General features: G+C 51.3%; 17 protein-coding genes. 4 read left to right on the top strand and 13 right to left on the bottom strand.

Going from position 1 to position 23,926, the window contains the following annotated elements; genetic code table 11:
- Positions 1-46 precede the first annotated feature (46 nt).
- The 8 genes from ACEW81_RS12055 to ACEW81_RS12020 form a co-directional block, all read right to left on the bottom strand.
- Positions 47-1,969 carry a transketolase family protein gene (locus ACEW81_RS12055; RefSeq protein WP_373533237.1) on the bottom strand — a complete coding sequence of 641 codons (1,923 nt, stop codon included), beginning with the start codon at positions 1,967-1,969 and terminating at the stop codon, positions 47-49.
- Positions 1,966-2,727 (bottom strand): acylneuraminate cytidylyltransferase family protein, encoded by a 762-nt coding sequence (locus tag ACEW81_RS12050; RefSeq protein WP_373533236.1) that lies wholly within the window; start codon positions 2,725-2,727, stop codon positions 1,966-1,968. Before ACEW81_RS12050 ends, ACEW81_RS12055 begins: the two co-directional genes overlap by 4 nt.
- Positions 2,728-2,745: 18 nt before the next feature.
- Complete coding sequence (locus ACEW81_RS12045) at positions 2,746-4,245, bottom strand: aldehyde dehydrogenase family protein (protein WP_373533235.1); 1,500 nt, start codon at positions 4,243-4,245, stop codon at positions 2,746-2,748.
- Positions 4,239-5,066: an SDR family oxidoreductase gene (locus ACEW81_RS12040; protein ID WP_373533234.1), complete on the bottom strand. Its 828-nt coding sequence runs from the start codon at positions 5,064-5,066 to the stop codon at positions 4,239-4,241. The genes ACEW81_RS12045 and ACEW81_RS12040 overlap by 7 nt, the downstream gene beginning before the upstream one ends.
- Positions 5,067-5,069: 3 nt before the next feature.
- Complete coding sequence (locus ACEW81_RS12035; protein ID WP_373533233.1) at positions 5,070-5,612, bottom strand: KdsC family phosphatase; 543 nt, start codon at positions 5,610-5,612, stop codon at positions 5,070-5,072.
- A gap of 43 nt (positions 5,613-5,655) precedes the next feature.
- On the bottom strand, positions 5,656-6,735 hold the full coding sequence (locus ACEW81_RS12030; protein ID WP_373533232.1) for an N-acetylneuraminate synthase family protein: 1,080 nt from the start codon (positions 6,733-6,735) through the stop codon (positions 5,656-5,658).
- Between the two features lie 280 nt (positions 6,736-7,015).
- Positions 7,016-8,491: a capsular polysaccharide export protein, LipB/KpsS family gene (locus ACEW81_RS12025; RefSeq protein ID WP_373533231.1), complete on the bottom strand. Its 1,476-nt coding sequence runs from the start codon at positions 8,489-8,491 to the stop codon at positions 7,016-7,018.
- Between the two features lie 46 nt (positions 8,492-8,537).
- The gene (locus ACEW81_RS12020; protein WP_373533230.1) at positions 8,538-9,926 is read right to left on the bottom strand and encodes a hypothetical protein; all 1,389 of its coding nucleotides are present in this window, start codon (positions 9,924-9,926) and stop codon (positions 8,538-8,540) included.
- 718 nt (positions 9,927-10,644) lie between these two features.
- Between ACEW81_RS12020 and ACEW81_RS12015 the strand changes: the two genes are divergently transcribed.
- Both ACEW81_RS12015 and ACEW81_RS12010 read left to right on the top strand, forming a co-directional pair.
- Positions 10,645-11,886: a putative DNA modification/repair radical SAM protein gene (locus tag ACEW81_RS12015; RefSeq protein ID WP_373533229.1), complete on the top strand. Its 1,242-nt coding sequence runs from the start codon at positions 10,645-10,647 to the stop codon at positions 11,884-11,886.
- A 2-nt stretch (positions 11,887-11,888) separates the two neighbouring features.
- Positions 11,889-12,695, top strand: coding sequence for a TIGR03915 family putative DNA repair protein (locus ACEW81_RS12010; RefSeq protein ID WP_373533228.1), 807 nt, complete (start codon positions 11,889-11,891; stop codon positions 12,693-12,695).
- 23 nt (positions 12,696-12,718) lie between these two features.
- Here ACEW81_RS12010 and ACEW81_RS12005 read toward each other — a convergent pair whose 3' ends face one another.
- From ACEW81_RS12005 to ACEW81_RS11985, 5 genes are all read right to left on the bottom strand, one after another.
- On the bottom strand, positions 12,719-14,380 hold the full coding sequence (locus ACEW81_RS12005) for an FMN-binding glutamate synthase family protein (protein ID WP_373533227.1): 1,662 nt from the start codon (positions 14,378-14,380) through the stop codon (positions 12,719-12,721).
- Between the two features lie 118 nt (positions 14,381-14,498).
- Complete coding sequence (locus tag ACEW81_RS12000) at positions 14,499-15,392, bottom strand: alpha/beta fold hydrolase (RefSeq protein WP_373533226.1); 894 nt, start codon at positions 15,390-15,392, stop codon at positions 14,499-14,501.
- Between the two features lie 242 nt (positions 15,393-15,634).
- Positions 15,635-18,532, bottom strand: a complete 2,898-nt coding sequence (locus tag ACEW81_RS11995; RefSeq protein ID WP_373533225.1) for an arabinofuranosidase catalytic domain-containing protein — start codon at positions 18,530-18,532, stop codon at positions 15,635-15,637.
- A gap of 499 nt (positions 18,533-19,031) precedes the next feature.
- Positions 19,032-20,390, bottom strand: a complete 1,359-nt coding sequence (locus ACEW81_RS11990) for a voltage-gated chloride channel family protein (protein WP_373533368.1) — start codon at positions 20,388-20,390, stop codon at positions 19,032-19,034.
- 142 nt (positions 20,391-20,532) lie between these two features.
- Positions 20,533-21,723: an alpha/beta hydrolase gene (locus ACEW81_RS11985; RefSeq protein ID WP_373533224.1), complete on the bottom strand. Its 1,191-nt coding sequence runs from the start codon at positions 21,721-21,723 to the stop codon at positions 20,533-20,535.
- Positions 21,724-21,964: 241 nt separating this feature from the next.
- Between ACEW81_RS11985 and ACEW81_RS11980 the strand changes: the two genes are divergently transcribed.
- Together ACEW81_RS11980 and ACEW81_RS11975 are read left to right on the top strand one after the other, a co-directional pair.
- Positions 21,965-22,753, top strand: coding sequence for an electron transfer flavoprotein subunit beta/FixA family protein (locus ACEW81_RS11980; RefSeq protein ID WP_373533223.1), 789 nt, complete (start codon positions 21,965-21,967; stop codon positions 22,751-22,753).
- 57 nt (positions 22,754-22,810) lie between these two features.
- Positions 22,811-23,827, top strand: coding sequence for an electron transfer flavoprotein subunit alpha/FixB family protein (locus ACEW81_RS11975; protein WP_373533222.1), 1,017 nt, complete (start codon positions 22,811-22,813; stop codon positions 23,825-23,827).
- Positions 23,828-23,926 lie beyond the last annotated feature (99 nt).

Below are 23,926 nucleotides of genomic sequence, written 5' to 3'. Positions count from 1 at the left end.
ATGCTCGGGCGGTAGGTGCGCTCCTGAAAGGGGGGGCTGCTTAAAGTCAGGCTGGGGCTGTCAGTACGCTGGCCAGGTGCTGGTGGATGGTTCGGGTCAAGCCATTGGCGTCCAGTTCATGATGAGCCAGCACTTCGTGGTTGAGTCCGCAGGCCGGTACCTGATCCAGTCCAAAGGAGATCACTGGCTTGTGGCTACTGTGCCGCATGAGGCTGGCCCCGATCACCATGCCTTGTCCAAAGGTGCGGTAATGATTGTCCAGCGTAAAAATCATGCGCACCGGTTGCACCATGGCTTGCAGCCAATCGGGGTCGACTGTATTCAGCCAGGGCAGGTTGACCACTTTCAGGCTGATGCCTTCCGCTTTGAGTTGTTGAGAGGCTTTGAGGGCTTCTGTCAACATCACGGGGCCGTAGGCAAACAATACGGCATCATTCCCTTCACACAACGCCACGCCCTGCCCTTGCGTGAGTCGGTAATCCGCTGGCAACTCAAAGTTGGTATCCACCGGAATGGAAACCAGACGAATATAGGTGCTGTGGGTGTTTTCTGCCACCGCCCAACGAATGCTCATTTTTGATTCCTGTTCGTTGGCAGGCTCTATCAGGGTCAGTCCCGGAATCGATCCCAGAATGGAGATATCCCGCACCGACTGGTGGGAGTGTCCGGGGCCGGAAGGCACTACGCCAGCCAGTGAGCCGGCGTAGATGATTTTGGTATGCTCTGTGGCGTTGTTGTAAATTTGCTCGTTGGGCCGGGTGGACAGGAAGCAAGCAAAGGAATGCACCACCGGAATTTTCCCCTGTAAGGCCAGCCCTCCAGCCATGGACACCATATCTTGTTCCGCGATGCCGCATTCCACAAACCGTTGCGGAAACTCGTTTTTAAACGGAATTAATCCCGTATCCAGCATCAAATCCCCGTCCAAAGCCACAATATCAGGGTTCTCGCGGGCCAGCTCAACCAGCGCTTCCCCGTACGCCTTTACCAGTTTTTGAGGGGACTGGGGGGCCAATCGCACCGGACGCTCCACAGTTTCTACTTGTACGGCATCAATATGGGCTGCTTGCAGGCGCTGGTTGACCCGTTGCAGCAATTCGGCCAATGCGTTTTCGTAGTCGGAAACGCTGGGAGCGCCGCTGTGGAACCCGTACAAGTCGAACTCGCCCAGTTGATGAGGCTCCATAAAGGAAACGCCTTTGCCTTTCAGGGTGTCCGCAATCAAAATTTGAGGGCGATCCTGAATGGTTTTGAAATGGGAGAAGGCCTGCCCCAGTGCCTCAAAATCGTGGCCATCACACCGGCGCACTTCCCAATTGAAGGCCCGCAGTTTCTCTTCCAGATGGCCTAAATCACTGACGTTTTTCACCCATAAATCCGATTGAATTTTGTTGTGATCCACAATCACCGTGATTTCGGAAAAGTGGCCGTTGGCGGTGGGTTGCAGAGACTCCCAGAATTGACCCTCTTGCAATTCGCCGTCGCCGGTAATCACATAAATCTGGCGTTTAACGCCGTTGAGCCGATCGGCAGTCACCATCCCTCGTGCCTTGGAAATGCCCATGCCCAAAGAGCCTGTGTTGGTGACGATATAGGGGGTTTTAACATCGGGATGTCCGGGCAGTCCGCCCAGTTGACGCAGCAAATGCAGGTATTTGGAATCCAGCTTTTCCATGCCGATCATCAGGGCATACAGTCCCGGCGCATCATGACCCTTGGAAGAAAAGCACAGATCCCCCGATGCCCGCTGGTTGGGATCGTTCATTTCCTGCTGCCACAGCCAGGTTAAAATATCCAGACAACTGAAGCTGGAGCCGATGTGTCCAGACCCTGCACGAGCAATCATGTAAAGCGTATTAATACGAAACAGGTCGCTCAGAATGGCGCAGGCTTCTTGGGGTGAAGTCTGGCTCAGTGCTTGCCGGACTCGGCGAATTTCGGAAACGGGAATATAGGTCAGCGGGTTCATACGCAAATCCTTACATTGGGCAGTGAAACTTGATGTTGACTCAGCAGGTATTCAGCAACCACCCAGTCTTTGGGCTGATTGATGTCAAAGCCTTCGTGGCCTTCGCTGAAAAAGGGCATAATGGTTTGGCCCGCAATGGAGCCTTCTTCCAGCACCACCCGTGTCCAGGCGATTTCAAGGCTGGCATTTTGAACAAAGATGGGGGGGAGTGCCTGATAGGGTGTACTGTGCCAAGGAGTGCCTGTGGGATCGGGGTTACGGATCACGGGGGTGATGCGGTTGCCTGCCATTTGCCACATTTTGGCCGGATGCTCATTGCAGGGTTCCACCGCTCGCAGTGAATCGGCCTGGCCATCGGCGGTAAAGGCTTCCCAGGCCCGGCGAATGGTTTGCGGGGTGCGAAAGGGACTGGTCGGCCGCAGAATGGAAAAACAGGGCGCGCCTTCGCCTTGCGCCTGCAATTGGCTGAGCAATTCCTGAATCCATTCAATATCGGGGGATTGATCGCTGGCCAGCAAAGCCGGTCGAAGATAGGGGACTTCTGCCCCGTACTGTTTGGCGATAGCGGCAATTTCAGGGCTTTCGGTGGAGACAATCACCCGCTTGAAAACACCCGAATCCAGCGCCGCCCCAATGGTATAAGCAAACAAAGGATGCCCTGCCAATGGCTTGATATTTTTATTGGGAATGCGCTTGGAGCCTCCCCGAGCCGGGATCAGGGCCAGACATTCCAGCGGCTGGCAAACGGTCTGTGGCATGCCTGTCTCCTCTTACACTTACACTAGGGCGGGATCGTATTTGATATAAACGGTTTTCACCTCGGAATACACATCCAGCGCCTCAGGTCCCGGCTCTCGCCAACCGTTGCCGGAATTTTTCAAACCGCCAAAAGGCATGTGCGGTTCGCTGCCGTAGGTGGGGCCGTTAACGGAAACCACCCCGGTGCGGCTTAACTCAATAAATCGCTGCACCCGGTGCATGTTGGCGGTGTGGATGGCGGCCGTTAAACCCATATTAGAGCGATTATTCAGGGCAACGGCTTCCGCAAAGCTACTCACCCGGTACAGGGTGGTAATCGGCCCAAACAGTTCTTCCATGGAAATGGCCGCATCCGGGGATACATTTTCCAAAATGGTGGGGGCCATATAATACCCCCCGCCATGGGCCTCATCCCGCATGCGTTCTCCGCCAATTAACACGGTGGCCCCTTCGGCCTTGGCCTGCTGCACGGCTTGTAGCATATGGTTGAGTTGGGCTTCGTTAATCACCGGGCCGGCGTCATCGCTTTCGGATACGCCCATGCGAAAGGCTTTGGTTTTTTCAAGCAGACGGGTTTTAAACGCCTCGTAAACGCTGTCCAGTACCACGATGCGACTGCCCGAAGCGCAGCGTTGCCCCGCATTGGAAAAGGCGGACAGCAACGCCATTTGGGCCGCATTTTCCAGATCTGCGTCTTCACAAACCACCATGGCGTTTTTGCCGCCCAGTTCCAGGCACACCTTGGCCAGTCGTTCTCCGGCTGTTTTTTGAATCCATCGGCCCACGCTTACAGAGCCCGTAAAGCTCACCAAATCAACCCGCTCATCTTCTACCAGCGGGGCGCCCGCTTCTTCTCCCAGCCCTTGAACCACGTTAAATACGCCTGCTGGCAAACCCACTTCTTTTAAAATCCGGGCAAACCATACGGGGGTATACGGGGTGTCTTCGGAGGCTTTCATCACCACCGTGTTGCCACACAAAAGGGCCGGAAACGCTTTCCAGGTGACGTTGGCAATGGGGGTATTGGCGGCCACAATCAGGGCGCAAACCCCAACTGGCTGGCGCAGGGTCATGGCCGAACGATTGGGCATGGCGCTGGTGGTGGTTCGTCCAAAATATCGACGCCCTTCACCGGACATAAAAAAGCCCTGCTCAATAGCCGCTCCTACTTCGCCCAGGGCGTCTTTGAGGGAACGACCTGTTTCCAGCGCGATAATTTGAGCGATTTCGTTCTGGCGATCTGTCATGAGCAAAGTGGCTTCCCGCAGCAGGTTGGCTCGGGAAATGACCGGGGTTTGGCTCCAGTTTTCCCAAGCCTGTTCAGCGGCTTCAATGGCAAGGTTTGCTTCCACCCGGCTGCCACGGGCCAGCTGGGTAAGAACCAAGCCAGAGGCGGGATTGTATTTATCCACCAACAATTCCGAAGGCACTTCAGCATTGTGAATCCAATGCAGGCACTGTCTGGGGAAATCAAAACTGAAATCCTGCAGTATGGGCATCGCCTGGCTGCTTACCATGCTGTAAATCCTCCATCAACTTTTAATTCAATGCCCGTTACATACTGCGAGGCCTTGCTGGCCAAAAACAGGAAGGGGCCGCTTAAATCTGCTGCGTTGGCCATTCGCCCCAGCGGAACACGGTGGTTAAATTTTTGTTGGAAGGCCGCATCCTGTCCGCCTTCCACCCCACCGGGGGATAAGGCGTTGACTCGAATCCCCTGAGGGCCCCAATGGGTGGCAAAGTACCGGGTCAAATTCACCAACGCCGCTTTGGAAGCCCCGTATGCCGGAGGCTTGATAAAGGGCGGCTCAGCATCACTGGACAAATGATCGTAAAACCGGGCATCCGGGGACACCGAGGCATAGAGAGAGCCGATATTCACAATGGCCCCACCACCCCGCTTCAGCATGGCTCCCCCAAACACTTGCATACACAAAAAAGCCCCGGTGATATTGACCTCCAGAACTCTGGCGAACGCCTCGGCGGGGATGTCTTGCAGGTAGGCTGTTTTTCCCGCCTGGGGGGGCTGATCGATTCCGGCGTTGTTGATCAGAATGCCTGCTAGACGATTAAAATCCGATTCAATTTGCCCCCGAACGTTTTTGAGAGACGCCTTATCGGTCACATCCGCCTCGTAAAAGCGAAGTATTGAAGCGCCAAACCGGGTTTGCAGGGCTTGTTGCGAACCGGAAGGCGTCACGCCGGGTCGATCCAGAACGGCCACCACAGCCCCCGCTTCCAGTAGCGTCTGGGTCCAGATAGCGCCCAGTTTGCCAAAACCGCCCGTGACAACCGCAAGTTCTTCCTTTAGTTGAAACTGCGCCAATACCTCGCTCATGGCTTAGGACCCCACCGGACAGGATGCTAAAGTGACAGGGCCTTCCGTCCGATTGGCCATCAACCAGTCGCAAACCTCTCGAACCGCGCCAAATCCCCCCGCTCGCTGCGTTTGGTATTTGGCCAGCGGCAGAACATCCGGGTGCGCGTCCTGAACCACAACGGGCAAGCCCGCTATTTCAAGACATCCCCGGTCATTAATGTCGTTGCCTACATAAACCGTATTTAGCAAGGGCACACCCAGCTTTTGGGTCAGCGCTATCAGGGCTTCCTGTTTATTGGCCAGCCCATGTTGCACAGGCAGCCCCAGCTTTTTGCAGCGGTGAGCTACGGCTGGGTTGACTTCGGTGCTGAGTACCCACACCGGCAATCCGCTCAACCGTAGCTTTTCCAGCCCTAAGCCATCGCTACGCCAACACCGCACAGACTCCTTGCCGTCTTCGGTGACCCACACGGTATTGTCGGTAAAAACGCCATCAAAATCGAACACCACCAACGCCACGCTAGCGGCTGACAGGTCAGGGCTATGTAACGACAACAGGGTCATGTCGGCTCTCCTTCGGGGACTTGTGATTTGTCGGAAAAATGACCTATCCGGCCACCAGCTCAGAGGATCTGGCTTCTACATGCTCGAAATAAACTTCTTCATCTTCCTGCAACGACGTTTTTAGCACTTTGCCGTAGAGTTCAAAGGCGTAATACGGTGCCAGTCCGTCTCCGGGGGATTTAAAAGCCAAATCGCCTTCCTGAAGCAAATGTCCAGCCGGTAAAGGGCGAGCGGCCACAATTTTCTTGCCCATTTTGCCACGGGCCGCTTTTTCAGAATCAAACATCTGTTTTTCGGAACTGCCCAACGCTGTGCGCAACCGGCTTAAATCCCGAACCATCTTGCTCATGCCTTGGGGTTCCAGGGAAAAAGCGTGATCGGTGCCTTTCATGGCCCGATTGAGGGTGAAATGTTTTTCAATCACACGGGCGCCCAGTACATAAGCGGCTACCGCCATGGCAATGCCGTTATCGTGTGAGGACAAACCAATGGTGGCCTCTAAAAAAGCGTCCCGGTAGCTTTTAATCACGTTCAAATCCATTTCACCAAAGCCACAAGGGTAACTGGCGGTACATTGCAAAATGGCCAGTTGCGGGTTAATGGGCATAATGGCGTCATGAGCCCGTTGTACATCTTCCATGGTGGAAGCGCCGGTGCTGATGATCATGGGTTTTCCGATTTTAGCCACATACTGTAGCAAGGGAATATTGGTAATATCCCCGGAAGCCAGTTTGTAGCAAGGAATATCAAGATTGGCCAAAAAATCGGCGCTCTTAAAATCAAAGGCCGTGGAAAAAAAGACAAGCCCCAGTTCTTCTGCGTACTGTTTTAACTCACGAAATTCAGCTTCCCCAAACTCCAGTGCCTCGCGATGCAGACCATAGGTGGGCCCATAGGCGTTTTCAGAATTGTAGGGGGTGTCATAAAAACTGGCGGTATAAAGGCTTTTATTATCCCGCTTCTGAAGCTTGACCGCACTGGCCCCACTGGTTCTTGCGGCTTTAAAAATTTCCTTGCACATTTCAACGCTGCCCTGGTGATTGTGGCCGACTTCGGCAATCACAAAGCACTCGCTGGCATCATTTACGACTTTAGAACCAATGACGAACTCTCTTTTTTTCATGTGGCAATCCTTGTTACTCAGGTAGAAACCCGAACTTTAAACATCAACCGATCTCATTCAACCAGAGTCAATACGAGTAGTTAAGCTAACATAAACATTCTTTAAAAGTACTTTTTCATTGCTGTGCGTTTTAAGGGAAAAGGTTTGATGGCACACACTTCAAAGTTTTGTGACAGAAAAAAGTGTCAGCATTGCTGATGCCAGGTAAACGTTTGAAGCCAATGGCCAATTGATTTTATGATTTTTTGAACCTCTATCTCTTGCTTTTTTATTTTTTGGGCTAAAGGCTTGCGATTCGACTGCGTAATTGGTCTATTCGTTTTAAGGCTTTAAAATACAGGTACCCTGCTGGCGTTTTGTCTGCCGATAGTAAAGGCTTTCCATCCAGCAAGCCTTCGTGGAAACCGGTTTGTTCAAAGCGTTTATAGGAATAGCCATTGGCATGTTGATAATACCCGTATTGAATCGCCGCCTCTCGGGGTTTGCTGGGCAAGTCGGAATTCCGGATCAGGGCCAGCGTTTCCTCATGACTGTGAGTTTGATAGCAGCATCCTAAATCCTCATAAAAAGCATGGCCAATTAAAATGGATGGTTTCCCCCAGTATCCAGCCTCTACGCCCATGGTGGAACTAAAACTGATCACTTTTTCGCAAGCGTCCATCAAGGCGTAGCTATCTACCCGGCTTTCCGGGAAAATAATGCCCAGGTTGGGCAGATTTAACGCCTGCAAATGCCGGAGTTCCTGCATTTGTACATTGGTGCCCTTGCTTAAATTGGGATGAACGCGCACCCACAGAAAAATAGTGGGATCTGTCTCCAGCAGGCTTTGTGCCAGCTTTAGAATAGCGTCATTCTGATCGGCGTAAATGGGCATTTTCCAGCCTTTAATGGTGGCATACTCATATTCCGAGGAGTTGTAAATGGCGATATTGCGGAGGGTGGGGTCAAAGCCTTCTGGCAATAGGGTTTGAGTTTGATTTTTTGTAAAAGATCGCTTTCCCTGATCTTTACCCAGACGTCGATGCTCAAACCACTGTGCGCCTTTCGCGTTTCTTATTTTGAGATCGGCTTGCTGCCATAAGGCCGCCATTTTTTTCTTGTTCAAGGCCAGATCATGCGGCAAGGTATTTTCAAACAGATTATATTTGCCAAACTCTCCGGCCCGATCAATTGAAAAACAGGCGATATTCCGTTTTTGGCAGCTTCGCAACACTGGGCGGGATTCCGCCAGACGGCCATTGAAAAAATAAACCAAATCGGGCTGAACGTCATCCAGAACCTGATTAACCGCCTCATACACATGCAACGCCATTCGCAGTTTGCTTTGAATGAGCGACTGGTAATGGGCCGGATTCAGTTTGTGATTTTTAACCTTGGAAATTAATGATGAAGAGACGGAAGCCCCCACATCAACATCATCTATGGCAAAGGCTTTTAAGGTTTCCAAATCGGCAAAGTGTTCGGGGAGATAAAGCGTGGGACCATGGGTGCCAGGCAGTGTCATTAACGCCGATGCGGGCAGCCCGATTTTACGAATGCCATCCTCAAAAAGCGATTTACATCGAAAACAGGTGCTGAGCGCATGATCATGGTTGGTTTGGCAGGATTTTAAAGTTCCCTTGCAATGGAGAACTTTCACCTCGTCTCCGGCCTCGTGGTGCTTGGCCATGATCTCAAGCTCCGCCGCAAAATTGGGGGTGTTCATCAGGGTGTTCACACTATAAAAAAGGACTGTTTTAGGGGGCGTTTTACTCATGCCCTGTGGCCTTTTTTTGAGTTTGGTTTTTGAAAATCGATACGTTTCATTCAGCAGGCCAAGCCTCACTAATTTGATGGACCAGCGTTTTAAGACGTTCTGCATAAGGTTGTTCATCCTGAAAAAGATAATAGTCCAGTTTCTGTTTGTGTAAAAGCCAGTCAACGGGCTGTTCTTTTAGAATGAGGTCTGAAAAATGAGATCGGGTCATATCCTGGGTATGGGCAAAAGTCATGGCGGGTAGTTCTGTAATGCCTTCAAAATGGAGATAATGCCGCAATGCGTTTTTGGGGTTGGTATAGTGAATACCATCATCATAGGCAAGGGCCAGAACACGCTTCTGAAACAGGCTGGCCTCTAGCAACATGGTGGTGAGAGGGCCGATCACAAATTGCGCATTTTTCAGCAATCTGGGGTAGTATTCCAGGGCGGGCTGGAATATGTTTTTATCTTTTTTGTGATTGTACTGATAATAGTGTGTCTTTAATTGCTCATCCACAATGACATGCTTAAACCGCTTGGGGTCCAGTAGATCCGGGCAGTTCCGGGGCAGTCGCCAGGGGTGAGGGCGATAAACAATTTTAAGGGGTTCGCTTAGCAGCCCTTGTTGATAGAGATTTTCCAGCGATTCATCCAGAATACTTAAACTGCCCAATTCATCAAAGGGAATCTGGCACCCCACATAGAGGATGTAAGGGCATGAATAAGGGCTTTCCAGTGGGTGCTTCATGGCTTCAAAATAATGATCAAATCGGGGCGTACCTAATAAAAATACCCGCTCGGGGGGAATATCATGAATATTAGTTGCGTGTTCCCTGCTTTGCTCGCCCCATACGGTGAGATAGTCTGGCTGATTGATAAAAATGGATTTACTGGAAAGATTATCCCAGTTATCAATTAGAAACAGGGTTTTAAAATTGTGCTTGCGCTGTAGTCGGGTTAAATCATTTCCCACAGGATTAATGGCGTTGGATGGGAAAAGAACCAGATCGGGCTTCAGGTTTTTAATTAATTTTTCCAGTGCCGCATTAGGCGGCGTGCTTTGCTCAAACCAGAACCGATAAAAAGAAATCAGAACGGGCAAAGCCAGGAATCGATGTTTCAATGCCGGGTTGGTTTTTGGGCTTGCCAAACAACCAACCATTCGCAGAGGCTTGCTGATTCGCAAGGCCATACTATGGGCGATTTTTTTGGGTAAAAATTGATTGAACAGCTTGAATAATCGCTGGTGCGTTTTACGGCGTATTATTTTCCGGGTGGTCCAGAGTTTACTGAGTTTATAGCGTTGTATGCCCAGCTTGAAATCAAACGTTCGGGAGCGTTTCCGGTGATGATTCATTAAAACCAGTGAAAATAACAGATTTTTTTGATTCTGCGGTTCATCGTAATGAAAAAAACCTAAAAAATTGGGAAGGCTTTCAAGGCTGTCCGTCAAGGTCACCATGCTTTGGTTGGCTATAAAATACAATGAGCCATCATCCAGGGGATTCAAAACGTTTGATTGTAAATAATTCCGAACGTACAGATTAGAATTAATGACAAACAGTTTTTTTATTTTTTTGTTTGATTTTTTTAAAGAAGGATTTTGCTTTTCTTCATGATGGGCAAGCGTTGGCAAATAGTGGGTGTCTGTCATTTTTTTGCCAAGCTCCGTTCCAAGCGCTCACTGCCATTCCATGATGTTTTCTCTTGAATAATATATCGGACATTGTGGCATTGCAAATCTCTGCTAATAAAAATGTAATTGATAGCAATGGGGTTCCGGCGCTTCGCTCTAACCCTTTTTGTGCCGCTAATAATGGGTGTGTGTATTGATTGTTCGCCAACAAGTGCGCAGTCTCAAAATCATAAAACCGTAAATTCTGCTGAAAGCTGTTTGAAGCTGAGCTGTTTCAATTAATTTTTGCTGATGAGGTTAATGGGCAATCTGTTTTTAATTGAAGTCAATCATTTCTAATCAAGCAGCCTGTTTTTTGTACGGATCAAAATTTTGATTTGAATTTGACTGTGTTTTAAAGGGAAGGCAATGCGGCCCAGCTTTTTGAGCTGACACCACGTTGATCGGCGCAAGGTTTTGTGGATGAGGCTTGACAATCGAATGAAAATTCGATTCAATGCTTAGTAATGGATGCCATTAACCTGAAAGTCAAATCATGTTGGAGCCCCTGCAAAAAAAGCTGGAAATATTAGCGGATGCCGCCAAATATGACGCCTCCTGCGCTTCTGGCACGGCGGGGCGTCGAGAGGCTAAAAAAGGCGGCGATGGCATAGGCTCTCTCACCGGAGGCACGGGTATTTGTCACAGTTTTACCCCGGATGGCCGCTGTGTGTCTTTGCTGAAAATTTTAATGACCAACTATTGTATTTATGATTGCCATTACTGCATCAACCGGGTGTCCAGCAATGTGCAGCGGGCCCGCTTTAACGAGCAGGAGGTGATTGATTTAACCCTGAATTTTTATAAGCGAAATTACATCGAAGGGCTTTTCCTCAGTTCTGGCATCATCCAAACCCCGGATTACACCATGGAGGCTTTAATCCGCATTGTGAAATCCCTGCGTGAGGTGCATGGGTTTAAAGGCTACATTCACTTGAAAACCATTCCCAACGCCTCACCAGAGTTGCAAACGCAGGCGGGATGGTATGCCGATCGTTTAAGCATTAATATAGAGATGCCCACCCAGCAGTCTTTAAACACTTACGCCCCCGAAAAAAAGCTGCATGAAATCACCAATGCCATGGGGCGTTTTCAGTCCAAAATTTTGGAAGGCCGCTCCGAAATTAAAATGCCACGCTACATACCGGGGGGGCAAAGTACGCAAATGATCATTGGGGCGGACAGTACCAACGATCAAGGTATTTTAACCACCAGTGTGAACTTGTATCGTCGTTACCAGTTGCGCCGGGTTTATTATTCCGCCTTTAGCCCCATTCCGGATGCCAGCCACAGGCTGCCGGTGATACCGGCCCCCTTGATTCGGGAGCATCGATTGTATCAGGCGGACTGGTTGTTGCGGTTTTACGAGTTTAGCCTGAGCGATTTGCTGGATAGCACCGATGGGGATGGCATGTTGAGCCTTGCTTTTGATCCCAAACTGGCGTGGGCTTTAAAAAATCGGCATCTCTTTCCCTTAAATTTAAACACTGCGGAGCGGCATTTATTATTAAAAGTGCCCGGTCTTGGGGTGCGATCGGTGAACCGAATCCTCGGCATTCGCCGCTATCATCCCGTTGGCTGGGCGGATCTGGTTAAACTGCGTGTGTCTTTGGAGAAAATCAAGCCGTTTGTTCTGGTGTCTGATTATCGGCCTCATCGCCTTTTGCTAGATCAGCACAATCTGGCTGAGCGTTTGATTAAGCCGGTTCAGTTAAACTTGTTTCAGGACAGGGCTTAGCTATGGCCTTGCAAGTGATTCAGGCCTTGCCGGGTTTTGAGGAATGGCGCTGCTTGGCTCGAAAGTGCCTACAGGACAAAATCCACCCGCATCAAGTGACATGGAAGACTGCTGGAGACTCTGAAACACCCAGCTTGTTTGCGCCCCGTCATTTTGAGTTGGCCCCCGGCTCTGATTCGGGTGAAGCGTCGCCGGTTTTTGTACCCAAAGCGTTTTTAAATCAGGCGGCCATTGCTGCCTGCCACCGGGATCCCAATCGTTATGGCTTGTTGTACAAACTGTTGTGGCGTCTGGCGTTTGAAAATAAAAATTTGCTGCAGTTGCAAACCGATGATGACGTGATGCACTTCAATCAACTGATCAAAGCGGTTCAGCGTGACGCTTACAAAATCAAGGCGTTTTTACGGTTTCGGGAAGTGGAGCAGGCAGGCGAGGCCCACTTTGTGAGCTGGTATGAGCCAGAGCATTATTCGCTGGAATTGGCGTTGCCTTTTTTTCAGACCCGTTTTAAAAACATGCGCTGGTCTATTTTAACCCCGTATCGCTGCGCCCATTGGGATAGAAATACCTTGACCTTATCCGAATTATCAGAGACACCCCCAAGTGGACTGTATCCCGAAAGCGATTCGGTGGAGGGCTATTGGTTGACCTATTATGAGCATACCTTTAACCCGGCCCGCATTAAAACCAGGGCCATGTTGTCTCAAATGCCCAAAAAATACTGGAAAAACATGCCGGAAACCGCATTGGTGGCAAAAATGCTCCAAAACGCGGAAGGTCGACTTCAAAAAATGCTGAATGCGCCTTAATCGCTTTTCTTCAAGGCGTTTTTTTAGTGGGTGTCCGGGATTAACTTCAGGTTGGTATTCAGGATAAACGTTTTTTTGGTTTCGGTTATTGATGAAAAACTGCTGGGGCAAGCCCGGTTCATGGGTTCAGAGAAAGCGGCCGGTATCTGGTTTTGAAGCAACGCCCCCCATTCCAGAGAGGGGTACAACTGGGCGAGATTCCGCACTTCGCTGCTGCTGATTCTGCGTTGAATGTGATGGGGTTTCAGCTCGCCCGGATTGGTGAAGCCCGCCGCGCCCAGCAACTCCAGAAAGCTATGCAAGGTAGCGGCATGGAAATTTTGAACCCGCTTCCATTTATGCTCCACATCCAGCCCTTTGATGAGTTCCGGGTCTTGGGTGGCGATTCCGGTGGGGCAGGTGTTGGCGTGACATTGCAGGGCCTGAATGCATCCCAGCGCAAACATCATTCCTCGGGCGGAATTGCACATATCGGCCCCCATGGCGATTTTGGAAATCATGTCAAACCCGGTGGTGATTTTACCACTGACAATAATGCGAATTTTGTCCCGAATGGCAAAACCAGTCAGCGCATTGTGTATAAAAACCAATGCGTCGTTTAAGGGCGTCCCCACAGAGTCGGAGAACTCCAGCGGCGCTGCGCCGGTTCCGCCTTCCCCGCCATCAATGGTAATAAAATCAGGGTAAGTTTTGCTTTCAACCATGGCTTTGCAAATGGCCAGAAATTCATAGGTTTCTCCCAGGCAAAGTTTAATGCCAATGGGCTTTCCATTAGACAGCTCCCGCAGTCGGGCAATAAATTCCACCAGACCCCGAGGGGTGCTAAAGGCGCTGTGAGAAGGCGGTGATACCACGTCTTCATCCATGCTGACCAGTCGGATTTCGGCGATTTCCGGGGTTATTTTTTCTTTGGGCAAAATGCCGCCATGGCCGGGTTTAGCCCCTTGCGACAACTTGATTTCGATCATTTTAACGGTTTCAATATTGGATTTTTGAGCGAACAATTCTTCCGAAAAGGTGCCATCAATATTTCGGCAACAAAAATAGCCGGTGCCAATTTGCCAGATCACATCCCCGCCCCCTTCCAGATGATAGGGGCTTAAGCCGCCTTCTCCGGTGTTGTGGGCAAAGCCACCGGCCTTTGCCCCTTTGTTCAGGGCCAATATGGCGCTACGGCTCAGGGAACCATAACTCATGGCTGAAATATTAAAAAGGGAAGCCCAGTAGGGTTGCTTGCAATCGGGGCCGCCCACTTGAATGCGGGTTACCTCTGCGCTTGGGGTTTGCGGGCTGAGGGAGTGATTAATCCACTCGTAACCGGTTTCATACACATTTTTTTTGGTGCCAAACGGGGTGGTGTTTAACTCCTTTTTGGCCCGCTGATAAATATTGGAGCGCTTCACTCGGTTAAAGGGGGTGCCATCCATATCGGATTCCACAAAATACTGGTTAATTTCCGGGCGGATGGATTCCATTAAAAAGCGCAAGTGGCCAATTACCGGGAAGTTGCGCTGAATGGCATGCCGGGTTTGCAGCACATCCCGAATGCCAAGGGCGATGACCGGCAGGGTTGCCACATAGGCCAGCCGTGCCAGGGGGTAAAAGTAGCCAAGGCCTTCTATCCCCAACACGCTGAGGATGGATGCGGCATAGAAAAATTTTCGGATGGGCAAATGACCAAACATACGATCCAAATCCTAAATAATGGCATGTTGAAATGTAGATGTACCCGTCTCTGGATCGTAAATCTTTTTGACAGGGACGGTATCCTTCAACGGGTGGATCGCTCATTTAGCCATCGCTTTAAAATGATGCTGCAGGCTGCTTTTTTAGGGTTTGGCTCAAAAAATCAAGCACCAGCCGATTGAATTCGGTGGGCTTTTCCATGGCGATTAAATGGCGGCTGTCTGGTATCTCAATCAGGCGGACATGGGGCAAATGGGTTTGGATATAGCGCACAAAGCGTCGGGGCATGGGATCTTGTTGGCCCAGGATAATCAAAACATTCACCCGCACCGCCTGCAAATGCCCCACGTAAGGAGAGTTTGCGCTTTGCCACAGCAACTGACGCACCGCTTTCATGTCCACCTGGCTTTGGATGGATTCCAGTGATTTGAAGGTGCGTTTTCGTTTGACCCCAAAGGTATTTAACCAATAGGCGGTGGCATGATGACCCAATAGAAAAACAGAGAGCTGAAGTGCGATGGGCAGTATTTTAAAAACAAGCCGATCCGGCCAGCTGAAAGGATTGCCCGCTGGAAGGTACCCACCCAGCGGCCCTGCCAGTATCAGCCCACTGACTTTATGGGGATAGCGAATGGCAAACAGTAGCGCCACCGAGCAACTGAGCGACACCCCCACCAAAGTGGCCTTTGGAATGCCACAAGCCCGCATGAATACTTTAATTAATTCAGACAGCCCATAAAATGTGTACTGTTCCCAGCGATCGGATTGACCATGGCCCGGAAAATCAAGGGCATAAACCTGATAATCTCCTTGCAGCGCCCTGCTTAGTTTTCGCCAGCTGCGACTGGAAGAGGCCAGCCCGTGCAACAGAAGAACGGCAGGCCCCTGCCGCCCGTGGTGCTCGTAGTAAATCTGGCTTCCGGTGTTGGTTTTAAAATATGGCAAATCGCTCCCCTTGTGGCGGGTGGCGTTCCCCCACCTGGCTTGGGCCTGTTGCCGTTCGTGTTTCATTTCCCCGATTCCCTCATGCCAGAACCGGTTCACCTGATGCCAAAATGGTAGCACCTTACAGCGCCATGCCTATTGCCAGGGTGGGTAATTATGCCAATGCTTTGCACTGCATTTTAGCGTTTGCGGGTGCGGCGGTAATGGGGTTGATTGGTGTTTATTTTGCCAAATGCCATCGGGTTTGGCTGGCTATTTTTTTAAAAACTAACCCCGCATCCGTGCAACCCCTTGTGGCCCTTTTGGCCTTAGGGCGCTCCGTAAAACTCCCGTTGCCCTTGCTCAATGCTTTGTATTTGGGCGGTGCTGGGGTTGCTGGGGTACACAATCATTTCGCTGATGCTGCCTGTCCAGTAATCGCTAGTTGAGACGTGTGGTGATGCGCCTGCCCAAATCTGGTTAATATTAAATGCGCCTGCACTGGCCACACTGCTGCCAGCGGCCCCATTGACTCGCAAGGTATTGTTAACGCCATCAAAGATAGAAGTGCCTTGAAAGGTTTGATTCAAAGTAAAACTATTGACGGATTTATATGCACCATTTCGGAAAGCGCCCAGTTGATTGATCGCTTGATAATAAAACATAAACACTGCGGCACTGTTGGAGTTATGATCAGAAGTGCTATTGTTGCGCCCACCGAACACCCTGCCCGCGATGTTGGTAGTACTGGTTAGGTTGGCCACCGCAAAGGCGGTTAACTGGGAGCTGGTAATACTAAGGGTGTTGGCACTGGTTAAATAAGTGCGAATGCCATCAAAATAAACGGCGGGCCGGTTGGTGGTGTTATCGATACGAATGACCGGCTGCTGCAGGGTGGTGGGTTGACTGAGATCATACCCGTTGCCGCTTTGATCGTACCACTTGGTTACAAACCCGGTATTGGGAGCGTCGCTAATGGTGTTGTAGTAACTTATCTGGTTACTTTCCAGTGTTAGCCGCTCGGTGGTGGAAATATTGCCGGTAAACATAATCACTTCCGATAGGTAATCGGTATAACGGCTGCCGTTATAATTCCCGAAGTTTTTAACGTTCACTAAGGTGGTTTCAATTAAAGTGCCACTGGAAGAGGGTAGGCCATTGGTCCAGCTGTTAACGGCCTTGGTGCCTGAATTTACAGTGACAGAAGCCTGACTGGTTCCGCTTAAAGCCGTATTGTTGGTGAAGATACTGCCTGTGGCTCCTCGATAAACAAACTGCGTGCTACTCACTGCAATTCGCTCGGTTGAGCCTGCCCCCCAAGCGATTTGGGGTCTGACCTGAGAGTCGGCCAGGCCGGATACCATGGCGATATCCAGGGGCAACAGGGCGGTATAGGTGAGCTCGCTGCTATTAAATTTAAGGGCGGGGCGCCCTTTTTGAGTATCCAGCACCCCGGCGTTCACAATGCGAGGCTGTAAACTGGTGTCGGCCATGATGGCGTTATCGGCGGTGGTGCTTTGATCGTACCAGGTGGTTACAAAGCAGCTGGCAGTGCCACAAAAATTCATTAAAGTCGCCAAATTCAAGTTGTTTTTGGCATCAAAACCAATATTGGCCTCAACGTTATCACTGCTTCTTCGTACCCGAATGGCACTGCCCGCGTAAGCGGTGCGTAATTTACGCAAGCCATAAGCCCGTTGGGGCACCGTGCCAATTAAATCCAGCGGCAGGCTATAGCCCACATCGCTTAAAGTCAGCTGGTAGTAGCGGGCCTGATTATTTTCAACGACTAGCCGGTCGGCGGTGGATAACGAGGTGGGGTAGAAAATCACTTCCGAAATTTCCCCGCTATGAAGTCCATAGGCAGCACCGATACCGCCTATATAAGTACCCGCATAAACGTTGGGTTTGGGAGAGGTCAGCCCGACATCGCTTAATTGTGAATTGATGTACAAAAAAGGCTGCTTGCTAACATACACCACGGAATTGATTATTAAGTTGGCCCCCAGCGTTAGCGGGGCGGTGCTTAAGGGGGGCATATAGCCACTGCTGTGCTCATAAACCGCGCTGCCATTGGTCCCTAAAGAAATCCCCGCATCGGAATCCGGTGTTCTGCCTGAATGGGGCCAGATTAAATATTTCTGACCCGCAGCGCCGGTTACACCCGCAATTGCCCTGGCGTCCAGTTCGTGGGTGGTAGTGGGTCGGGCCACGGTTAAAATGGAAAAATTATTGCTGATGTTAAAAGTAACGCCTATAAAATCATTCACCCCGTCGTAAGTGGCGGAGGGGCGTCCGTTGGCAGTCACCAAAGCGCCCGCGTTCACAATGGTGGGGGCATTCCATTCATTGGGTGTTACAGCGTTACGTGCGTTGCCACTTTGATCGTACCAAATCCTAATGACTCCGGTATCGGTGCCCACAAAGTTCATCAGGCTGCCCACATCCAGATTTCCGCTGCTGTCAAAACCAATGTCCAGCAGGGCGTCATCGGCTACCCGTTGCACCCGAATGGCGGCGCCGGTGTAGGCAGTGCGTAGTTTTCTCAGGCTGTAGGCGGCAGCGGCGCTGCCCACGGTATCTAGCGGTTTGGGGAAGGTGGCGCTGCCATCCAGAAAATTCTGCAAGGCGGCCATGTCCAGCGCCCCGGCGCTGTCAAAGCCAATATCCTGCTCGGTGTTATCGCTACCCCGCCGCACCCGAATGGCGGACCCTGCGTAGGCGCTGCGGAGTTTTCGAAGGCCGTAAGCCACCGTGGCCCCGGTGGCGTTATCCAGCGGGTAAATGCTTTGGGTTAGCATAATCAGCTTGCTGTAAGTGTAAGTGCCAACCCCCACCGTGGCGGTGACTTGGGCCAGCGCCGTATGCCCGTTTACATAGGCCAGCGCCCCGGAATAACTGCCCACTGTAGACGTGGCACCCCCCAAAGCATCCGGGCTTTGGGGCATGCTCATGGCCGTTACGGGGTAGGTGTAGGCGGTGGTGATGGCCACCCCCGTGTTGTACTTGCTTTGCAAATCCGCTTCCACCACACTCATGCCCGAATAGGCCAACTCCTTGGCCGCCAGATTATCCTGACTGGCCGCCCCCACATAGGCCATGGTTAGCGGGGCCGCCATCATTTGCATGGAGGCTCCAATCAGCACGGTAGTGCCTAAAAACACCATCAGCATGGCCAGGCCATATCCGGCCATCGTTCGTTTTGCAGCGCTCAGGGGGAGCTTCACAATAAAAAAATCCACACACATTCCAGCCATCAAGGGGTTTGGTTGGAGCCTCCCCGGTTGGCTTTTTAAATATAATTTATTATCGTTCACTCCCCCAAAAACTTTAATCCTGCGCTTAACCGAGAAGCCTGTGCTGAATGTCGTGGCTTGCCATCCACATGAATGAAGCCAAGGCCCATCAGGCCCCCTGGATTGCGGGGGGTCGTGGGTGAGTGTTCAGTGGCCCGAAATTGGCAATCCTTTAGATCAGCTTGTTGTTTGATTTTTTCTGAACTTTGTCCGCCTTCTTTTCTTTCATGGTTTTGACGGCTTTCTTTTTAACGTCTTTTTTTACGTTTTTTTCTTTAGACATTGGGTTCCCCTTGTTCACTTGGTGATGTCTCTTCTAACGTAGCTTATTGATGGCCGAATAGATACCCCTGCCTAAAATCAGCCACACCCTAACCCCATTGAAATCATACCCGGCTTCGTGGCGCTTTGCTTTGGCGCACGGGTTATTTTAGGGTTTGATGCGGCGGGTTAGCAGGGCTTGAATCCGTCCCCACCGGCTTGCCCACTGTGTTTTCCAGCGGGAATTCTGGTGTTGTCTGGCCATCCTCAGGGTGGTGTGCTGTGGCAGGTTCGGCCCGCCTAACTTGGAGCGGATCAGGATTTGAGACAGATAAATGCCAGTATGGCCGCTGAATAAATAAGCAATCAAGCAAGCCAGCGCAAAGTATCCGGCGTTTTCAGCCCCAAATAGCTCCATTCCCAACAGGGTGCAGGCAATGGGGGTGTTGGCGGCCCCCGCAAAAATGGCCACCAAGCCCAAAGCGGCCAACAAATCAGGCGGAGCACCCAAAAACCACCCCAGCGCATTGCCCAGCGCAGCGCCCATAAAAAACAGAGGGGTCACCTCGCCGCCTTTAAAGCCACTGCCAATGGTAACGGCGGTAAAGAGCAGTTTCCACCACCAGCCCCATGGGTCAACCCATTGACCGCTCAGGGCCTGCACAATGCTAATGCCATCCGGCTGGGGTGCGGTAACCCCCAAGCCCAAGTAGTCCTGGGTTCCTAGGGTGGCTACCAGCCCTATCACCACCACCCCACCCAGCACTGGCCTTAAAGACGCAACGGGTATCAGCCATGCAAACCCCCGCTGCACCCCGTGGGCCAACTCCGAAAACAACCGACTGGCCCAACCAAACGCCATGGCCGCTAGAATCACTTTGGCCCCAAAAAACGGATCGGCCTGAAACGTGGGGGCCGTTGAGTGAATGGCGTAGGAGGTGTGATGAATGCCCCACCAGGCACAGGCCCCGTTGCCCACAAAGGCGGCCATCAGGCAGGGCAGCAGGTTTTTGTAATTGAGTTGGCCAATGGCCACCACCTCGATGGCAAATACGGCTCCGGCCACCGGGGTACCGAAAACCGCCCCAAACCCGGCGGCCACACCGGCCATTAAAAAGGTTTGCAGCGCTCGGCCTTCCAGCTTGAAGGGGCTTGCCATGGCACTGGCGATACTGCCCCCCATTTGCACGGCGGTGCCTTCCCGGCCTGCCGATCCGCCGCACAGGTGGGTGATCAGGGTTCCCATCAGCACCAATGGGGCCATTCGTTTGGGAATGCCGCCGCCGGGCTGGTGAATTTGCTCCACAATCAGGTTATTTCCCGCCACCACCGATTGCCCGTAATGCTGATACAGCAGACCCACCAGCCAGCCGCCCAATGGCAGAAAATACAACAGCCAGGGCTGCTCCCACCGCAGCAGGGTCAGGGCTTCTAAACTCCACAAAAAAAAGGCGCAAACCGAGCCGATGATGATGCTAAGGGGGATTAAAATCAAGGCTCCCTTGAGGAAGTAGCGTAGTTGCGGCATCAAAAATGGGGGCTTTCCACAAACGTTATCTGGGAAGGGGCTTGCCAATGTCAGCAAGCTTTATTCTAGGGGTATTGTACGGGTCGTTTCAAACACAGGTCAATCCGGGCGATGCCTAATAATGGATGGATCGGGCTTTTTTTCAAGAGCGATGAAGGCCCCGGTTTTCCATGAATTGAAAGAAGTGTTTCCCCACGGTTTCAAAATCCTGATCTTTTAATTTATGGTAAACCCCCGGTAAGGAGTCTACCTGATTCAATGATTTTTTGTGGGGCATTCCGTCACTCATGGCTTGCACCAGTGAACGGGGGGCGTTGCTATCATTTTCGCCTTGCAAAAACAGGGTGGGTACGTCATTTAGCTTGCCAAGATAGCGTTCGCAATTGAGGCGGGTGTTGATGCGTTGAATGGCCTTATCGCCAATCAGGCATTTCGCCCACGGGAACTTATGATCCAGATTATAACGAATGATTTTTTCCAGAGACGGAAAACTGTTAACCATCACCAGCGCCTTGGGCTTCTGCCCTTGCAGGCTTTGGTAATAGGCCACATGCGAGGCCACGGGGGTTCCCAGAGAATACCCCATCTGGATTTGCTGGTTAATGGGAACAGCCCCTTTTGACAGGGACGCTAATTTTTGACTGGCGGCCAGCCCGGCTTTGTACATGGCCTCTTCACACGCTTTGCCCTCACTTTTGCCGTAGCCGGGATAGTCGTACACAAAAATACCGTAGCCCTTTTTCCGCATCACATTCATAATGGGCCCCAGATAGCTGAGGTTGCTGCTGCGTTGTTGATGAAACAACACGGTGGGCTTGCTTTGCTGGGCCGGAATATGCCAAGCCCGCAGCTGGATTTTATCGGCCTTCGCATCCAGCCGGACTTCGTGCGTTAAGCCTTTTAGTTTGCCTTGCAGGGTATCCATCATATTGAAATGGTGGGTTTCAATTTTGGATTTTAAAACATCGGCGTTTTTAAAGGGCAAGTCATAAATTTTGGCGGGCGGAAAAATAGCCATGCGCTCCACCCAGTTACGCAGCCCCGCATTCAAGGGCATAAAGGCAAAAACACCCATTAATAAAAAAGCGCCCGTTTTAATTTGACTGCCCAAATAATTGAAAAAGGCCCCGGTGCGCTTGATGGCATAAGTGAAGCCGTGCCAAGCCTGTTTAAACATGCCGGGTTTGGCGGGCGGATTAGCGCCCCCCTGAAACTTGAAAGCCTCATTGGGTGGTCGGGTTGGGAACGACTGGCCATTGTAAGGCAACCGGGCCAACGGGCGGCGAGGCTGTGCTTGATGCAAAAATGCGGAGGTCACTCTGGAAAGGCTCATAAAAAATCCGTTAAAAAACCGGGTAACTATGAATCTAGCCTTTTAACGGCTCAAAACGCAAATCTGTGTCAGGCTGGGGAAAACGCTTTACATTTCTTTGCAGCCAAAGCGGGGCCTGTCGGGCATTCACTTGCGAACAGCTGCATTTTCCAATAAAGTGGAGATTGAATCCAAGCGAGGCCGAGGGGTCGGTTTTGAGGCATTAGAAAAACGATACTGATTTTAGAGAAGAGGGCTGGCCATGAAAATCGTGGTTTTTATCAAGCAGGTTCTGGATAACACCAAATTAAGGTTCAGCGATGGCAAGCCGGTGCTGGAAGGCGTCCCCATGATGATGAACCCGTTTGATGAATACGCGCTGGAAACGGCTTTGCGTTTAAAGGAACAAGCGGGTGGCGATGCCACGGTTACGGTGCTAAGTTTGGGCGCGCCAAACGCCAAGGAAATGATTAAAAAAACCATTGCGGCAGGCGCGGATGCCGCTTTTCTGCTGTCGGATGCCGGGTTGAATGACGGGGACAGCTTGACCACCGCCCGTGCGCTGGCCAAGGGGGTTCAGACGTTGGTGCCGGATGCCGGGGTGCTGCTGTTTGGTCAAATGGCGCTGGATGACGCGGCGGGTCAGGTCGGCCCCATGCTGGCTGAATGTCTGGCAATGCCCAGCGTGACCTATGGCAAAGACGCCAAATTCAATGGCGAGAACCTGATTGTTTTTCGAGAAACCGAGCGGGGAACCGAAGAGGTTTCCATTCAACTGCCTGCGGTGGCCTGCATGATGAAGTGCGAATATGAACTGAGAAGCTCAAATATCAAAGGGGTTATGAAGGCCAATAAAACCGAGATTCCCATTAAAACACTGGCGGATTTGGGGCTGGAACCGGCGTTAGCGGGTGTGGCTGGCTCCGTAACACGGGTGTCCAAAACCTGGCAACGCCCTGCCAAAGCGGGCGGCAAAATTGTGGATGGCGCCGATCCCGCTGTGGCCGTGGGGCAACTGCTGGATTTCCTGAAAGAGGCCAAGGTACTTTAGGAAGCCGCCCGGTGAGGGGTTGAACGCATTGAGCCAATTTTTGAAGAGGATTTTAAAATGAGTGAATTTCAAGGCATCTGGGTGGTGGCTGAATTAACCGCAGAAGGTCAGTTAAGCGAAACCAGTCAGGAACTGTTAACCCCGGCTTGTCGTCTGGGGGATAAGCTGGGTCAAACCGTAACCGGGGTGATTTTGGCTGCTAATCAGGATACCACCGCCGCTGAAGCCTTGCTGGGTCAACTGGGGGCCAGTCAGGTCATTCGGGTAACCCATGACCAGTTGGCGGAATATCATGTGGAGGCTTATACGGCAGCGCTTTCGACCTTAATAACCGCTAAAAAGCCCAACATTGTACTGGCCGGATTTTCTACCACTACCATGGACTACTTGCCTCGGGTGGCTGTTCGCAGCGGGGGGGGCTTGATTTCCAACGCCATTGATCTGGATTTGAACCCGGAAGGAAAAGTGGAAGTGACCCGTTCCTGTTATGCGGAAGGGTTGCTCTCCAGCGTAAGCGCTACCGTGTTTCCGCAGATGGTGGTCATCAAGAAAAAAGCGTTCCCAAAGCCCATTGGCAACGGAGCGCATCAGGCCCCTACCGAAAATTTCCAGCCCGACTTATCCAGTGTTCGGGCCGGGGTAACCGTGCTGAATGTTCAGCAAACCGAAAGCAAAGGGGCTAAAAAACTGGAAGAGGCTGACATTATCGTATCCGGTGGTCGGGGGCTGAAAGAGGCGGGCAACTTCCACTTGCTGGAATCGTTGGCTGAAGCGCTGGGTGCCGCGGTTGGGGCCTCTCGGGCGGTGGTGGATGCCGGTTGGCGTCCTCATTCCGAACAGGTGGGGCAGACTGGTAAAACGGTGAGCCCCAAGCTTTATTTCGCGCTGGGTATTTCAGGGGCCATTCAGCATTTGGTGGGCATGAATACCAGCCAGATGATTATCGCCATTAACCGGGATGAAAATGCCCCTATTTTCAAATCGGCCGATTTTGGCATTGTGGGCGATGTGCTAACCATTGTGCCAGAACTGACCAAAACCATTCGGGATAAAAATTTAAGTTTGCATGTGTAAGCGCTTGTCTGTTAGTAAAAGGCGTTGCGCCTTTTATGGTTGAAAATTCTTTTTTTTAAGCCCTTTAAAAGCCTTTCCCCATTGGGAAAGGCTTTTAAT

This window comes from Vampirovibrio sp., from assembly GCF_041737375.1.
Lineage (GTDB): Bacteria > Cyanobacteriota > Vampirovibrionia > Vampirovibrionales > Vampirovibrionaceae > Vampirovibrio.
This window is presented reverse-complemented; position numbering and strand designations above follow the sequence as displayed.

What these genes read in the sequence shown, in the direction of transcription:
- ACEW81_RS12055 (WP_373533237.1), bottom strand. Translation starts at nt 1,969, where the DNA reads ATGAACCCGCTGACCTATATTCCCGTTTCCGAAATTCGCCGAGTCCGG.
- ACEW81_RS12050 (WP_373533236.1), bottom strand. Translation starts at nt 2,727, where the DNA reads ATGCCACAGACCGTTTGCCAGCCGCTGGAATGTCTGGCCCTGATCCCG.
- ACEW81_RS12045 (WP_373533235.1), bottom strand. Translation starts at nt 4,245, where the DNA reads ATGGTAAGCAGCCAGGCGATGCCCATACTGCAGGATTTCAGTTTTGAT.
- ACEW81_RS12040 (WP_373533234.1), bottom strand. Translation starts at nt 5,066, where the DNA reads ATGAGCGAGGTATTGGCGCAGTTTCAACTAAAGGAAGAACTTGCGGTT.
- ACEW81_RS12035 (WP_373533233.1), bottom strand. Translation starts at nt 5,612, where the DNA reads ATGACCCTGTTGTCGTTACATAGCCCTGACCTGTCAGCCGCTAGCGTG.
- ACEW81_RS12030 (WP_373533232.1), bottom strand. Translation starts at nt 6,735, where the DNA reads ATGAAAAAAAGAGAGTTCGTCATTGGTTCTAAAGTCGTAAATGATGCC.
- ACEW81_RS12025 (WP_373533231.1), bottom strand. Translation starts at nt 8,491, where the DNA reads ATGAGTAAAACGCCCCCTAAAACAGTCCTTTTTTATAGTGTGAACACC.
- ACEW81_RS12015 (WP_373533229.1), top strand. Translation starts at nt 10,645, where the DNA reads ATGTTGGAGCCCCTGCAAAAAAAGCTGGAAATATTAGCGGATGCCGCC.
- ACEW81_RS12010 (WP_373533228.1), top strand. Translation starts at nt 11,889, where the DNA reads ATGGCCTTGCAAGTGATTCAGGCCTTGCCGGGTTTTGAGGAATGGCGC.
- ACEW81_RS12005 (WP_373533227.1), bottom strand. Translation starts at nt 14,380, where the DNA reads ATGTTTGGTCATTTGCCCATCCGAAAATTTTTCTATGCCGCATCCATC.
- ACEW81_RS12000 (WP_373533226.1), bottom strand. Translation starts at nt 15,392, where the DNA reads ATGAAACACGAACGGCAACAGGCCCAAGCCAGGTGGGGGAACGCCACC.
- ACEW81_RS11990 (WP_373533368.1), bottom strand. Translation starts at nt 20,390, where the DNA reads ATGCCGCAACTACGCTACTTCCTCAAGGGAGCCTTGATTTTAATCCCC.
- ACEW81_RS11985 (WP_373533224.1), bottom strand. Translation starts at nt 21,723, where the DNA reads ATGAGCCTTTCCAGAGTGACCTCCGCATTTTTGCATCAAGCACAGCCT.
- ACEW81_RS11980 (WP_373533223.1), top strand. Translation starts at nt 21,965, where the DNA reads ATGAAAATCGTGGTTTTTATCAAGCAGGTTCTGGATAACACCAAATTA.
- ACEW81_RS11975 (WP_373533222.1), top strand. Translation starts at nt 22,811, where the DNA reads ATGAGTGAATTTCAAGGCATCTGGGTGGTGGCTGAATTAACCGCAGAA.